The sequence below is a fragment of the Streptomyces paromomycinus genome (assembly GCF_003865155.1).
Classification (GTDB): Bacteria; Actinomycetota; Actinomycetes; order Streptomycetales; family Streptomycetaceae; genus Streptomyces; species Streptomyces chrestomyceticus.
On the sequence record NZ_BHZD01000001.1, the window covers coordinates 133526 to 148117 of the forward strand.

A 14592-nucleotide genomic window follows, 5' to 3' on the forward strand; every position below is an offset into this window, starting at 1 on the left:
GTCAGTCCAGTGTCTGGGTCAGTTCGCCGCGAGTCGCGGTGTGGACGACTCGGCCGCGTGCTCCGTTGACGATGGGCAGGTACGGCGGTACATGCCCGCACTCGACATCGGCGATGACCGGCACGTTCAAGGGGCCGAGGGCGTCGAGAACAGCTTCGTGCTGTGTGAGTGAGGCGCTGTCAGGTGCCGAGGCGCGGCCGACGAGGACCGCGTTCGCCGCGTCGAAGAAGCCGGCCAGTCGCATCCCGTGCAGGTTTCGGCAGATGGTGAAGGCGTCGTCGCCGGCCGCTTCGACATAGACGAGGAGCCCTTGCGGGGACTCGGCTCGTGCGAAGGCGGAGACGTCGAGGTAGGCGGTTCCCGTGAGGTTGCAGAGTGTTTCGATACAGCCCCCGATCAGGCGGCCTTCGGCCTCCACGTCTCCGTCGGAGTCCAGCCTGGTCCACCTGCCGGGTGTGTCGAGCGTGTACTCGCGTACCTCGGGGTGGGCGTGGAAGTTGTCCCAGCCGGTGGACCGGTGGCGGCCGGGCGGGGTCTGCGTGAACCGGTGCCCCTGCGGAGCAGCGACGATGTCGAGCCAGGACAGGATTCCCTCGGGGACCCGGTACGGCGTGTCCATCAGGTTGTTGCCGTGCACGGTCGCTGTTCCCGTGAGGAGGGTGAGCGGCGTCATGATGGTCGACATGTCGGAGAACCCGACGAGCCAGGTCGGCTCGGCGGCACGCAGCCGGTCCCAGTCGAGCAGGGGCAGCAGGTCGATCGCCGTTTCCCCGCCCCAGGGCGGCACCACCGCCCTGATGCCGGGGTCCGTCAGCATCGACATCAGTTCACCGGCGCGGTCGGCCGCCGGGGCGCTGAGGTGACCGGCTCCGTCCATGCAACGGCCGACCACGACCTCGTATCCCCGGGCCTCCACATCGCGGACGGCCACGTCGAGGCGCGCGCGCAGCTCTTTCCCGACTCCGCTCGAAGGGGAAGTGATGCCGACGCAGTCACCGGGGCGCAGGGGGCGTGGATATCGAACCGACATGCGCGGGATTCTGGCACGTTGCCGCGGCCGCACACTACTGGCTTCCGGAGCGGCAGGACGGCGGGCTGACCGCCGGGCGGATCGTGGGCGGCTGCGGCTTGTTCGAAGGCCGCCAGGCATTCACCCGCGCAGGGTGAGCCCCTGGAGCAGGTAGTGCAGTCCTGCTTCGATTGCCGCCTCCCGCTCGGCCCGGCTGCTGGTCGGCAGCAGGTTGAGCAGGAGCGTCGCCAGGCCGTGGACGGTGGCCCAGCATGCCATGACCGCGGCATCGGTTTCCTCGGCCGGCAGGCAGCCGGCCCGGGTCAGGCGGTCCAGTGCGGCGATGAGCAGCGTGGCCGGCCCGGAGGGCTCGTCGGATGCGCGGTCGCCCCGCCCGCGGTCCCCCTCCCCGGGAACACAGCCACTGGCCGGGTTGTCGTCCATGGCCGCCCGGAACAGACCGGGTTCAGCCAGTGCGAAAAGTACGTATGCACGCCCGACTTCGCGCAGGTGGACCTTGGCCGCCTCTCGCGGGTCGGCAGGCTCGGGCACCTGGCCGAGGTGTACCGACATCGCGGCGGCCATGGCGCGCAGCGCGTGCCGGGACACGGCGATCTTCAACTCGGCGAGCGTCGCGAAGTGCGCGTACACCGCGTTGGGTGCCACACCGACGGTTCGCGTGACCTCCCGCAGGACGATCGCGCCGGGTCCGCCCTTGCGGGCCAGCTCCTCCCCCGCCGCGACGAGCGCGGCGCGGAGGTCGCCGTGGTGGTAGCTGGAGCGGGTGCGCGTCGTTCGGGTGGCCATGCCGTCGATCCTGACATGAACGCTCTCTCGGAAACCAGCTGTCGTAGCTTGCGCGGGTGGTGGGGCGTAGCCCTCATGCAGGACGTGGGCAGCCACGGATGGACGAGGGCGCGCTGCGCTCGGCCGGGCGGCTGCGTGAAGTTTCACCGTGCGGCCGCACGGAACTCTTCAGACCTGACGAAGGACGGGTCAGGGAGAGGGTTCCGAGGACGGGGCGGTCTGCTGCTGGACGGTCGAGGTGGAGAAGCGCAGGCCGGGCAGGTCGCGGCGCCGGATCATCAGTTCGGCGACGACGATGTTGGGCAGCCAGCACAGGAACGGGACGGAGGCGTAGGCGTTGTCGAGCATCTGCTGTCCGTCGGCCTGACTTCCGGCCAGGGTCTGTACACCGATGAGCAGCCCGAGCCAGAGCCGCAGCGTGGGGGCGGCGAAGGTCAGCGCGAAACTGCGGATCATCCACGCCCGGTGACTGGCGAAGTCGCCTTCGCGGATCGCGCGATATCCACGGTAGGAGGTCCACGCCCACAGCAGCGCCAGGGCGCCGAAACCGAAGAAGCCCACCATCCCGGCGGTGTTGAAGAATGCCATCACGAAGCCCGCGGTCGCGGCGGAGCCGACGGACGCCAGGTAGAGCCGGCCGAGCCAGCGGTGCGCTCCAGGACGCCGCCGCCGGACGGCGCGCACGAACTGGAACGGACCGATCGCAAGGGCCAGGCCCGCCGAGACGATGTGGACGTAGAAGGCGATCTGGATGAGCGGCGGGCGCTGCGCGTAGCTGGCCGCCAGACCGATCTGCCGGGCACTGAGCGACTGCAAGGTGCCGGTCGCGTACTGGCCGGCGAAGTACCCCGCGACGACGAGGGAGACCAGCGTCATCACGGTCCAGCTGAGCCGGGAGCTTCCAGGGAGCCTGTTCTTGGTCCGGGGCGAGGTTGCTGTCGGTGCGACAGTCACGGAGGAGCCTTTCCTGCGGAGGGCGAGGGCTGGAGGCGGAGAGGAAGGCAGGGCCCACGTGGATGGCGTCCAGATTATGGATGCTGTCCAGATTAGGGAACGCGTGCTCCGCGGGTCAATGGAGCACGTGCCCGTACTTCAGGCAGTCCGGTGCGTATGCGGCCTCAGCGGTCGTCCAGGTGCGGGCGCGGTTTCGCGGAAAACCGGGGACCGCATCGAACGCTCGCTCGGCTCCGCCACCCGCCCTCCACCACCCGGCACCTGATGACCACCCGGCACCTGATGACGGGTCAGCCCTACTGGGCCCGTCCCGCCCTCGGCCTGCGCCAGGCCCTCGGGCTGCGCCAGGCCCTCGGGCTGCGCCAGGCCCTCGCCCCGAGCGGCACGCTCGTCCGCATCGGCGGCGAGGGCGGCAGCCACTGGTGCCGCGACATCGGCACCGGCTCCGGATGGCGGAACGCGTGGGCGCCGGAGCGCTCAGGCCCAGCGCTTCACGAAGTCGACGGCTGCGGAGTCCACCTCCGCGGGGTGCGAGGCGCTCAGGAAGTGCTGACCGCCCTCGATGATCTCCAGGCGCGCCTCCGGGGAGCGGGTGAACATCCGGATCTCCGCCTGGGCGTTCGCCACGGAGTACACCCGGTCCGCGGTGCCGTGCAGCCACAGGACGGGGCAGTGGACGTCGTCCAGCCTGCCGTGGAGCCCGTCGCGGTCCCGCAGGTTGACCGTGCTCAGGCGCAGGCGGCGGCGCCCGGCGTCACCGGCGTAGTTGGCGCGGTAGGCGGCGAGCCAGAATGCGCGTTCCTCGGCCGGCAGACCGCCCATGGCCGTGTCGAACACGGCGTCCACGACGTCGTCCGGCACCACCCAGTCCTCGCCGACCGGCTCGGCCAGGTCATCGATGAGCGGTGTGTTGAACCCGATCCCGTCCCAGCACCCCAGCTCGCGGCTGCGCTCGCTCTCGGAGTCCATCGACGTGCCGAGTGCGATCAGCCCCTTCACGATGTCCGGGGCGAGCAGCGCCATGCGGACGGCGACCCAGCCGCCCTGCGAGGTACCCAGCACGAAGGCCTCGCGGATGCCGAGGGCCGCGAGGGCCTGCAGGTTCGCGACCGCGCTGTCCCAGTAGGTGAAGTGCCGGTAGGAGGCCCTCGTACGGCCGTGCCCGTACGGCTCCAGGGCCAGCAGGTTGACCGCGGAGGCGAGCGCCGGATCGGCGAACTGCGGCCGGTACAGCTCGGCCGAGGTGGTGTACGAGTTGATCAGGACCAGTGTCGGGAGCGCGGGGTCGTACGGCCTGGCGAAGGTGCAGCCGACTCGGGATCCGCCGAGGTGGGGGATCTCGACGGTCTGCTCGATCTTGCTCACAGGTGACTCCTCCATCGATACGGTGCGCGAAAACCGCGGGGCCGGACGTTGGGGCGACGGCCCGTGCCGGGGACGCTCAGCGGTGACTGGGCCCACTCCGTGGCGCCCCGGTCACTCACGTCGCCGGCGCCACTGCGTCCAACATCATCGGGCCCTAAGGGCATTCCGCCGGAGATGGCGCAGGAGGCCAGGGTGCCGGGGCGAGGGCTGGTCAGGGTCGTGTCCTCCCGTGAGCCGGCGGACGACTTCGTTGCCGAAGCGGGTGCCGAAGCCGCGGGCGGAGTGCGGGGGGCGTACATCTCCCTGCCGCGGGCGGCGGCCGACGGGCCCAGGACGAGAATGTCGCGCCGGCCGTAGGCCGACGCCTGCACGATCGCGGTCCGGTCCCTGACCGAAAAGGAATGGCAGCGCTATGTCCCCGAGGGAGTTGTGTATCAGCGGGGCTGCCCTTGAGATGTGGCTGAATTCGTTTCTTTTCCGAGCGGCCGGACCGAGGAAGGCCGACACCGGATCGGCGCTTTCGCGCGAAACCATCGGAGAGACGAGAATCGGCCCGGGGGCCGATTTCCGGACGGAAACCCAGAACGAACGGGCCACTGTTCCAGGCAGCCGCATCCCCTCGTGCGAACGTCCGGTGCCCCCGACAGCTCATGTGCGGCGGTGATCGTCCGCATCCCACCGATGGCCGTTGCCTCCGGGCCACCGAGCCTCGACAGGGCCGGACTTCAACGATCACACGGCGGCGTCCGGGGCCGACCGGCGTCGGGCCTCCGGCCACGGCGGTCCCGCCGGAGGTCGTCGGCAAGCCCCGGGCCCGGCCCGAGTGCCGGTGCCGGGACGCCTCGTGACGTCGGCTCCGGCCGCTCCGAGAACGACCCTTTTCACAGGTCACCCTGCCTGTCTTCATGATCGGTAGACCGTTGGCGGTCACCGGCCGGTAGATCCAGTTCCGCAGCTTGCGCACAAATTACACACATCCCCTTCTTCATATCGGCGCGGATGCTCTAGATTGACCGTGCTTCAGGCGTTCAGGCCCGGAGCGACCGCTGAGTGATCTATGTTTTGGCGCTACGAACAGCCAGCTTTCACGTCCCCGGCGCCAGACGTGAGGTGATCAATTCTTGGCGCCCGAAAAGGGCCGCGGGTGCGGGGAGCGCCCGGGGCTCCGGCGGGTTTCCACGTGCCCCGGAAGTCTGCCCGGACCTGCGCGTCCGCGGCTCCCGGGGCGGGTTGTTCCCACAGCACTCACGCGGCCGGGACGGTGCGCGGGGGACGGGGGTCCCCCGTGGGGGAGGAACAGTGCGGCGCGGGGGGCCGGGGGGCCTCCCGGAGTGAGGAACAGGGCTGGGCGAACACGCCGGGCCACTGGCGACCGGGGGGAATCTGTGCAACAGGGGGGATTAGTCAACCCGTTTCCGTCGGCGCGCGGGCGTCTGGCGGACGGGGCAAGCAGTCAGCCCGCGATCGACTGGGAGCAGCGGTACCGGCGTACCGTGATCACCAGCGACACCGTCGCCACCGCCTTCGTGGTGGCGGCCATCGGCATCTTCTTCGGAGCCCGGGACGCGGCCAACTGGCACGAGAAGTGGGGCATTCTCGCCTTCGGCACCGAGCTGCTGGTGCTGGGCGCGCTGGCGGTGAGCCGGGCGTGGGCTCCGGCCGTGCTCGGTCAGGGGGCGGAGGAATTCCGCCGGCTCGGCCGTTCACTGTTCACGGCCGCCGTCGTGCTGGCACTCGGCGGGATCGCCCTGACCTCGCGCAACATCAAGCTCTGGATCTTCGTCGCGATTCCGGCGCTCGCGCTCGTCACCATGACCGTGCGGTATCTGCTGCGTCTGTGGCTGCACGGGCAGCGGAAGGAAGGGCGGTGTCTGAGACCGGTGCTCGCCGCCGGGAGTCCGGACACCGTGCGCGACCTGATCACCCGGTCCCGCAAGTTCCCGCACCTCGGGTGGCGGGTGGACGCGGTGTGCACGACGGACGGCCCGGGGCTCGACGGTGACCATGTGGACGGAGTGCCGGTCGTCGGACCGCTGTCGGAGGTCGCCAACCATGTCCGCCGCGACGGCTACCGGGTCGTCGCGGTCACCGCGGACCCGCACTGGTCGCCGGACCGGTTGCAGCGGCTGGCGTGGAACCTCGAAGGCAGCGACGCCGAGATGGTCGTGGCGCCCGTGCTGATGGAGGTGGCCGGCCCGCGGCTGCACGTCGACGCCGTGCTCGGGATTCCGCTGCTGCGGGTCAGCATGCCGACCTTCAGCGGAGGGCGGCGGGCCGTCAAGGGGATCGTCGACCGGTTGGGCGCGGCGGTCCTGCTGGTGCTGTTCGCGCCGCTGATGCTGTGCGTCGCGCTGCTCGTCCTGGCGGACAGCCGGGGCGGCGCGTTCTACCGCCAGCGCCGGGTCGGCAAGGACGGCCGCGAGTTCACCATCTTCAAGTTCCGCACCATGGTCACCGGGGCAGACGCGGCACGTGCCGAGCTGATCCACCGCAACGAGGGTGCCGGGCTGCTGTTCAAGCTCCGCCGGGACCCTCGGGTGACCCGGGTGGGGGCGGCGCTGCGCCGGTACTCGATCGACGAGCTCCCGCAGCTCTTCAACGTCCTCACCGGATCGATGTCGCTCGTCGGTCCGCGGCCTCCGCTGCCGGAGGAGTCCGCCGCGTACGGCCCGGACATCCGGCGGCGGCTGCTGGTCAAGCCCGGACTCACCGGCCTGTGGCAGATCAGCGGGCGCAGCGACCTGCCGTGGGAGGAGGCGGTCCGCCTCGACCTGCGGTACGTGGAGGACTGGTCGCTCGCCCTGGACGCGGTGATCTTGTGGAAGACGCTGCGGGCGGTGCTCTACGGGCAGGGGGCCTACTGATGCGCGGGGGGCTGCGACGAAACGGTCCTGCCGTCGTGCGGACCGCAGGCCGCAAGGGCCTGTCCGGGGGGAAGGACGCATCATGAAGATCAGTGTTTTCGGGCTCGGCTACGTGGGCTGTGTGTCGGCCGCGTGCCTGGCCGGCCTCGGGCACGAGGTCATCGGGGTGGACGTGAACCAGGTGAAGGTCGACCTGGTCAACGACGGCAAGGCTCCGGTGGTCGAGGAGCGGATCGGCGAGCTGATCGCCGAGGTGGTGGGGACCGGAGCGTTGCGCGCCACCGGCGACGTGCGCGAAGCGGTCCTGGGCAGCGAGGTGTCGCTGGTCTGCGTGGGCACGCCGTCGGAGCCCAACGGCAGTCTGTGCACCACGTATCTGGAGCGGGTCACCGAGCAGATCGGCGCCGTACTGGCGGAGCGCGGCGGGCGGCACACGGTCGTGTTCCGCAGCACCATGCTGCCGGGCACCTGCCTGAACCTGCTGGTGCCGATCCTGGAGAAGCACGTCGGCGGTACCGCCGGGGTGGACTTCGGGGTCGCGGTCAACCCGGAGTTCCTGCGCGAGGGCACCAGCGTGCGGGACTTCTTCGACCCGCCCAAGACCGTGATCGGTGAGTTCGATCCGGCCAGTGGTGACGTGGTGGCGGCGCTGTACGAGGGCCTGCCCGGCGAGGTGTTCCGGGTGCCGGTCCCGACGGCCGAGGCCATCAAGTACGCGGACAACGCGTTCCACGGCCTCAAGATCGGCTTCGCGAACGAGCTGGGCGCGGTGTGCCAGGCACTCGGGGTGGACTCGCACCAGGTGATGGACGTCTTCCTGGCCGACCGCAAACTGAACATCAGCCCCGCCTACCTGCGGCCCGGCTTCGCCTTCGGCGGCTCCTGCCTGCCCAAGGACCTGCGCAGCCTGGTCCACGCGGCGCAGCGGGCCGATGTCTCGGTGCCCATCCTCTCCCATGTGCTGCCGTCCAACTCCGCGCATCTGCAACGGGCGGTGGAGCTGGTCGAGCGCACCGGCAAGCGCCGGGCGGGCCTGTTCGGGCTGTCCTTCAAGCCCGGCACCGACGACCTTCGCGAGAGCCCGCTCGTCGAGCTGGCGGAGCGGCTGTTCGGCAAGGGGTACGACCTGAAGATCTACGACGCCAACGTGAGCCTGTCCCGGTTGCTCGGTGCCAACCGTGAGTACATCGAGACCCGGCTGCCGCACCTGGCGCAGCTGCTCGCGGACTCCGTCGGCGAGGTACTGGAACACGCCGAGGTGTGCCTGGTCGGTACCAAGGACCCGGCCGTGCTGTCGGCGCTGCCCCATGGCGGCGACGGCCCGGTGCTCATCGATCTCGTCCGCCTTCCCGACGCCGAGGCGCGCCGGGCCGAACCGGGGTACATAGGCCTTGCCTGGTGACACAACGTTCAACGGCACGTCGTCCGGCGGCACCGCCGGCGGCGGCCGGCCGGGGCGGCGCGCGCTGATCCTGGTGGAGAACCTGTCGGTGCCGTTCGACCGGCGGGTGTGGCAGGAGTGCACGACGCTGCGCGACGCGGGCTGGACGGTGCACGTCATCTGTCCCCGTGGGGAGAAGCGCGACACGGAGCCGGAGGCGGTGATCGACGGGGTGCGGATCCACCGCTACCCGTTGCGCGCGGCCACCGGAGGACCGGCCGGCTATCTGCGGGAGTACGGATCGGCGCTGTGGCACACGGCGCGGCTGGCCCGCAAGGTCGGCCCGGTCCACGTGGTGCACGCCTGCAACCCGCCCGACCTGCTGTTCCTGCCGGCCCTGTGGCTGAAGCGGCGTGGCGCGCGGTTCGTCTTCGACCAGCACGACCTGGTACCCGAGCTGTACCTCTCCCGGTTCGACCGCGGCGAGGACCTGCTGTACCGGGCCGTGTGCGCGCTGGAACGGCTGACCTACCGGGCCGCCGATGTCGTCCTGGCCACGAACGAGAGCTACCGGGACGTCGCGATACGCCGTGGCGGCCAATGGCCGGAGGACGTCTTCGTGGTGCGCAGCGCGCCGCAGACCGACCGGTTCCAACCGGTGCCGTCCGAGCCGGAGCTGAAGCGCGGCAAGCCTCATCTGCTGTGCTACCTGGGCGTCATGGGTCCGCAGGACGGTGTCGACTACGCCTTGCGGGCGCTGGCGAAGCTGCGCGACGAACACGGGCGGACCGACTGGCACGCGGTGTTCGTCGGCGCCGGCGACGCCTTCGACGCGATGGTGGAGCTGTCCCGGCAGCTCGGGCTCGCCGAGCAGGTGGAGTTCACCGGGCGCATCCCGGACGCCGACCTGGTGCGCTACCTGTCCACCGCGGACGTGTGCCTCTCCCCCGATCCGCGCAATCCGCTCAACGACGTGTCGACCATGAACAAGGTCCTGGAGTACATGGCGATGGGGCGGCCGATCGTCTCCTTCGACCTCCGGGAGGCGCGCGTCTCCGCCGGTGAGGCCGCCGTGTACGCGCCCGCCAACGACGAGGCCGCATTCGCCGGGCTGATCGCGCTGCTGCTGGACGATCCGGAGAAGCGCGCCCGGATGGGCAAGACCGGCCAGGAGCGGGTCGGCGGAGAGCTGTCCTGGCGCAACTCCCAGCGATCGCTGCTCGCCGCCTACGCCGCTGCCTGCGGTGTCCGGGGCGGCCCGGTCCGGCGCCGGGTGGGGAGGAGGCGGCGCCGTTGAGCGACGACACGATACGCCTGGTCACGATCGGGCGGCTGCTCCGCCGGCGCCGGCGGTTCCTCGCCGTCCTCGCCGTGGTGGGCGCGCTCGTCGGCTACGGCGCCTCGGTGCTGTACCCGCCGCGCTACACGGCGTCGGCATCGGTCCTGCTGCCGGGGCAGTGGGAACAGCGCGAGCTGCTGACGCAGGTGGAGATCGCGGCCAGTTCGGCGGTGGTCGACCGCGCGGCCGCCAAGCTCGGCTGGGACGGCGTCAGCGGCACCGCGTTACGCGACCGGGTGAGCGCCAAGGCCGCCGACGGGAACATCATCGAGATCTCGGGGACGGCCGACACCCCGGAGCGTGCGCAGCAGCTGTCCGACCGGGTGGCGCAGCAGTTCGTGGCCTTCGCGGCCCGGATCGCCGGCGGCACCGCCGACCCCGGAGCGGCCGCGGGGCCCGAGGACCTGCGGAAGAAGGTGGCCGAGACCAACCGCCGCATCACCGAACTGGCCCGTGCCGCCGATCCCGGGCGGACCGTGGAGAGCGTGCAGGTGCGCACCTCGCTGGAGAAGCTGCGCACCGCGCTGCAGGAGGCCGTGAAGAAGCTGGACGAGGCCGACCCGGCGACCGGCAAGGCCGGCATGGTGGTCATGGGGCCGGCGGCCCGGCCGACCGGCGCGGTGCCGCCGACGAGGATGCAGCTCATCGTCGCCGGGGCACTGCTGTTCTTCCTGCTCGCGGTCGTCGGCCATCTCGCCGCCGCGCGGATGAACCGCCGGCTGCGCACCGAGCCGGAGATCGCCGCGGCACTGGGCTCCACGCTGCTGGGGACGGTCGACGTGCCGGACGAAGGGCGTACGCACCGGCCGGAAGGCCAGGACCGGCGGGCCCGGGTCCGCCGGCTGCTGGGCGTCGGCACCCGGTGGGACGCACCGGCCTCGCAACGGTTCGCCGACGAGGCCGGCAGACGCGTCCACTACCGGCGGGTGTGTGCTCGCCTCCGGGACCGGCTGCCCGCCCCGCGGCGGGTGCTGGTCGTCGTACCGGACGGTGACGAGATCGCCCTCCGGGCCGCCGGGCAGCTCGTCGCCGAGGCCGCCGACGATCCTTCTCCGACCCCCACGAGCGGGGGAAACCCCGTACTGCGGGTGGTGGAGGTCTCGGTGACCCGGCCGATGGTGCCGGACCGCGACACCGAGTCCGGTGCCCTGATCGTGCTCAGCGCGGGCAGCTGGACCGCGGAAGAGCTGGCCGGCGTCGCCGCGGCGTGTGCGGACGCCCGGCACGAGGTCGTCGGCACCGTCGTCGCCGGCACGGTCCGGTCCCGTCCGGCGCGGTCCGCCGGCCGTCCTCCGGAGAACGCCGCCCTGTCGTTCGCGGTCCGCGGCCCCGCGACGGGAGGTTCCGGGTGACGACGAGCACGACTGCGGAGTCGTCGGCGGCCACTCCCCTGCTGGACCTGCAGGCGCTGGTGGTGGCGGTCCGCAGGCGCCGCCGCCTCTGGAGCGCCATGGCGCTGCTGGGGCTGCTGATCGGCGCGGCGGTGGCGGTCGTGATGCCGCCCCCGCCGTCCGCGGTGACCACGGTGCTGGTCACCCATCAGGCGGACCAGCCGAACGACACCGGCACGCTGATCCGTACCGATGTCGCGCTGCTGGGGACCACGCGGATCGCCGCGCAGGCCCTGCGGTCCCTCAAGTCCGCGGAGAAACCGGAGGACTTCCTTCAGGACTACCGGGGCACCGGCCTGACCAACAACCTGCTGCAGATCGATGTGACCGGTGCCGACGACACGGAGGCGGTGGCCCGTGGAAAGGCGCTGGCCGACGCGTTCATCGCGGACCATGTGCGGCGGATGCGGGAAGCCGCGCAGGCCGAGGCCAAGGCCCTGCGCGACCAGCGGGACCGGATGCGGGACGAGCTGGCCCAGGTCAACAAGGCGATCGGGAACCGGTCGCCGGAGAGCGACCCGAAGGCGTCGGCGAGCATCGAGTCGCTCTTCGCCCGCCGGGCCGAACTCACGTCACGGATCGCCGATTTCGACCAGCGCGCGGAGGAGGCGCGCATGGGCACGCCCCAGCTCGTCGCCGGTACGCAGATCGTGGACGCACCGCGCGCGGTGCGGCACTCCCTGCCCAAGGCCGCTGCCACCGACGCCGCCATCGGGCTCGTCCTCGGGCTCGCGATCGGGCTCGCGCTGGCCGCGGTCGGCACGGCGGTGGCGGACCGTCCCGTACTGCGCCGGGAGATCGCGGCGAATCTGGGTGCCTCGGTCGTCGCGGAGCTGCCCCGCACGCTCCGGCGGCCCGCCGGTCTGTGGCAGCGCCGCCGGACCCGGGAGGCGCACGAACGGCTCACCACGACCCTGGTCCGTGCCGTGCGCCACTCCGCGGAACCGGTGTCGCTGCTGGAACTGGGCTGTGCGCGCAGTGCGAGCGTGATCGCCCTGAACGTCGCCGCAGCCCTGGGGGCGGAGGGCCCGGTGGTCGTCGTCGACGGCCTGCCCGGCCCGCAGCTCGCCGACAGCCGCCCGGATCCGGGCAACACGACCGTGGTCAGCGGCGAGCGCGCCGCGACCGTGCCGAGACAGGTGCGCCGGCTCGGCGTCGGCTCGGTCGCGCCCGGTACGGCGTGGACCGACCTCCGGTACCTCGGCGGCCGGACCGTGCTCGTCGTACGGGCCGGGCACGGCAGCGCCGCCTGGCTGCACACCGTGGCGCGGCAGCTCGCGGAGCAGCGCATTGCGGTGATCGGTGTGGTGCTGATCGACCCCGATCCGCGGGACCGGACCGACGGCACGCTGTGGGACGGGCCCCACACGGCGCTGCGCGGCCCTTATGAGCGGCCGGCCCAGCAGCACGGGACGGGCCTGCCGCGGACGGAACGGCTGGCCCGGCAGCACGGAACAGGCCCGTTGTGGACGGAGCGGCCGCCGATGTCGGCCGCCCGCGTCCCGGGCAGCGACCAGGAGGCTCGGTAGGAACATGTGTGGCATCGCAGGTACGTACCGGTGGCCGGACGGGAAGGCCGTGACCGACCGGCTCACCGACATCCTCGCCCACCGCGGCCCGGACGGGGCGGGCCGCTACAGCCACCCCGCCGGTGACGGCGAAGTCCACCTGGGACACCGCCGGCTGGCCATCATCGACCTGTCCGGGACCGGCGCCCAGCCGATGGTCTCGGACGGCCTCGCCCTCACGTACAACGGCGAGTTGTACAACGCGCCCGCGCTGCGCGCCGAGCTGTCGGCCGCCGGAGTGCGCTTCCGCGGCACCTCCGACACCGAGGTGCTGCTGGAGGCGTGGCGGCGCTGGGGCACCGACTGCCTGCCGCGGCTGCGCGGCATGTTCGCGTTCGCGGTCTTCGACGAGCGGACCGGTGAGCTGGTGCTCGCCCGCGACCAGTTGGGCATCAAGCCGCTGTTCCTGCTCCGGCGCGGCGGGGGCCTGCTGTTCGCCTCCGAGCTGAAGGCGCTCGCCGCCGTGGCCGGCGGGACGCTGGAGGTGGACCATGCGGCGCTGGTGGCCTCGCTGCTGTACTACTGGGTGCCGGACTCGCGCTGTGCGTTCCGCGAGGCGGAGAAGCTGCCGCCGGGCAGTTGGCTGCGGTGCCGGCCCGACGGCCTGGTCGAGAGCGGCCGGTACTGGAGTCTCAAGGACGTCGCCGCCGAGGCCCGGGAGCGGGCCCGCAGCGGCGAGCAGCCGGACCTGGCCGCCGTCGTCGAGGAGTCGACCCGCCGGCATCTGCTCTCCGACGTACCGGTGGCGACCTTCCTCTCCGGCGGTCTGGACTCCAGCTACCTGACCGCGCTGGCGGCCCGCGACCGGCCCGGGATCGCCGCTTACACGATCGGGTTCCGCGCCGAGGACGCCCGGTTCGAGGCGATGCCGGACGACCTGCGCTACGCCCGGCAGGTGGCCGAGCGGTTCGGTGTCGACCTGCGGGAGATCGAGATCGCGCCGAACGTGCTCGACCTGCTGCCGGAGATGACCTACCACCTGGACGAGCCGATCGGCGACCCGGCCGCGATCAACACGTTCCTGATCTGCTCGGCCGCCCGGGAGGCCGGCGTCAAGGTGCTGCTCTCGGGCATGGGCGCCGACGAGCTGTTCGCCGGGTACCGCAAGCACCTGGCCAACCTGCTCGCGCTGCGCTACCAGCGCATCCCGCGGCCCCTGCGCAGCGGTCTGTCCGCGACCGTGGACCGGCTTCCGGTCGCCACGGCCCGCCGAGGGTACCGCTCGGTGCGCTTCGCGAAGCGGTTCCTGTCCTTCGCCGAGCTGCCGGAGGAGACCGCCTTCCGGCGCAGCTACACCATGTACGACCAGGACGAACTGCTCGCGCTGGTCGACCCGGACCTGGCCGGGGCCGTCGAGGACGTACTGACCGAGCATGCGGAGATCTACCAGGACAACGACCTCGACGACTTCGTCAACCGCATGTGCCTGGGCGACGCCCGGATGTTCCTGCCGGGCCTGAACCTCGCCTACACGGACCGGTCGAGCATGGCCGCGTCGACCGAGGTGCGGGTGCCGTACGTGGACGTCGAGGTGGTCGAGGCGGCGTTCGCGGTGCCCGGCGACCGCAAGATCGTCGGGCGGCAGGGCAAGGCCGTCCTCAAGGAGGCGGCCTCCTCGGTCCTGCCCCGGGAGATCGTGTACCGGCCCAAGGGCCTGTTCAGCGCCCCGCTGCGGGCCTGGATGAGCCGGGACCTGGCACCGCTGGTGCGCGAGGTGGTGCACGACGGGGTGCTCGTCGGTTCCGGGCTCCTGCGCCGCGACGCGCTGCGGCGGATGGTCGCCGAGGACGCCGCCGGGCAGCGGGACTTCTCCAAGCATCTGTGGCATGTGCTGACCCTGGAGTACTGGTATCGCGGCGCGACCTCCGGCTCCGGCCGGAGCCGGGCGGCTTGAACGGTGTGGACACAAGAGGA

General features: G+C 71.8%; 10 protein-coding genes. 6 read left to right on the forward strand and 4 right to left on the reverse strand.

Going from position 1 to position 14592, the window contains the following annotated elements; genetic code table 11:
- Position 1: 1 nt before the first annotated feature.
- From OEIGOIKO_RS00500 to OEIGOIKO_RS00515, 4 genes are all read right to left on the reverse strand, one after another.
- Complete coding sequence (locus OEIGOIKO_RS00500; RefSeq protein ID WP_125050728.1) at positions 2–1030, reverse strand: S66 family peptidase; 1029 nt, start codon at positions 1028–1030, stop codon at positions 2–4.
- Between the two features lie 120 nt (positions 1031–1150).
- Positions 1151–1816 (reverse strand): TetR/AcrR family transcriptional regulator, encoded by a 666-nt coding sequence (locus OEIGOIKO_RS00505; protein WP_125050730.1) that lies wholly within the window; start codon positions 1814–1816, stop codon positions 1151–1153.
- Between the two features lie 189 nt (positions 1817–2005).
- A complete protein-coding gene (locus OEIGOIKO_RS00510; RefSeq protein ID WP_218039963.1) occupies positions 2006–2770 on the reverse strand; it encodes a DUF2306 domain-containing protein in 765 nt (254 codons plus the stop codon).
- Between the two features lie 477 nt (positions 2771–3247).
- A complete protein-coding gene (locus tag OEIGOIKO_RS00515; RefSeq protein ID WP_125050732.1) occupies positions 3248–4135 on the reverse strand; it encodes an alpha/beta fold hydrolase in 888 nt (295 codons plus the stop codon).
- Positions 4136–5520: 1385 nt separating this feature from the next.
- Between OEIGOIKO_RS00515 and OEIGOIKO_RS00520 the strand changes: the two genes are divergently transcribed.
- From OEIGOIKO_RS00520 to asnB, 6 genes are all read left to right on the forward strand, one after another.
- Positions 5521–6999, forward strand: a complete 1479-nt coding sequence (locus OEIGOIKO_RS00520) for a sugar transferase (RefSeq protein WP_125050734.1) — start codon at positions 5521–5523, stop codon at positions 6997–6999.
- Positions 7000–7081: 82 nt separating this feature from the next.
- Positions 7082–8401, forward strand: a complete 1320-nt coding sequence (locus tag OEIGOIKO_RS00525; RefSeq protein WP_125050736.1) for a nucleotide sugar dehydrogenase — start codon at positions 7082–7084, stop codon at positions 8399–8401.
- On the forward strand, positions 8391–9677 hold the full coding sequence (locus OEIGOIKO_RS00530) for a glycosyltransferase family 4 protein (protein ID WP_125050738.1): 1287 nt from the start codon (positions 8391–8393) through the stop codon (positions 9675–9677). Before OEIGOIKO_RS00525 ends, OEIGOIKO_RS00530 begins: the two co-directional genes overlap by 11 nt.
- A complete protein-coding gene (locus OEIGOIKO_RS00535; protein WP_125050740.1) occupies positions 9674–11071 on the forward strand; it encodes a Wzz/FepE/Etk N-terminal domain-containing protein in 1398 nt (465 codons plus the stop codon). Before OEIGOIKO_RS00530 ends, OEIGOIKO_RS00535 begins: the two co-directional genes overlap by 4 nt.
- A complete protein-coding gene (locus OEIGOIKO_RS00540) occupies positions 11068–12639 on the forward strand; it encodes a Wzz/FepE/Etk N-terminal domain-containing protein (RefSeq protein ID WP_125050742.1) in 1572 nt (523 codons plus the stop codon). The genes OEIGOIKO_RS00535 and OEIGOIKO_RS00540 overlap by 4 nt, the downstream gene beginning before the upstream one ends.
- Positions 12640–12643: 4 nt before the next feature.
- Positions 12644–14572 carry an asparagine synthase (glutamine-hydrolyzing) gene (asnB, locus tag OEIGOIKO_RS00545; RefSeq protein ID WP_125050744.1) on the forward strand — a complete coding sequence of 643 codons (1929 nt, stop codon included), beginning with the start codon at positions 12644–12646 and terminating at the stop codon, positions 14570–14572.
- Positions 14573–14592 lie beyond the last annotated feature (20 nt).

What these genes read in the sequence shown, in the direction of transcription:
- OEIGOIKO_RS00525 (WP_125050736.1), top strand. Translation starts at nt 7,082, where the DNA reads ATGAAGATCAGTGTTTTCGGGCTCGGCTACGTGGGCTGTGTGTCGGCC.
- OEIGOIKO_RS00505 (WP_125050730.1), bottom strand. Translation starts at nt 1,816, where the DNA reads ATGGCCACCCGAACGACGCGCACCCGCTCCAGCTACCACCACGGCGAC.
- asnB (WP_125050744.1), top strand. Translation starts at nt 12,644, where the DNA reads ATGTGTGGCATCGCAGGTACGTACCGGTGGCCGGACGGGAAGGCCGTG.
- OEIGOIKO_RS00500 (WP_125050728.1), bottom strand. Translation starts at nt 1,030, where the DNA reads ATGTCGGTTCGATATCCACGCCCCCTGCGCCCCGGTGACTGCGTCGGC.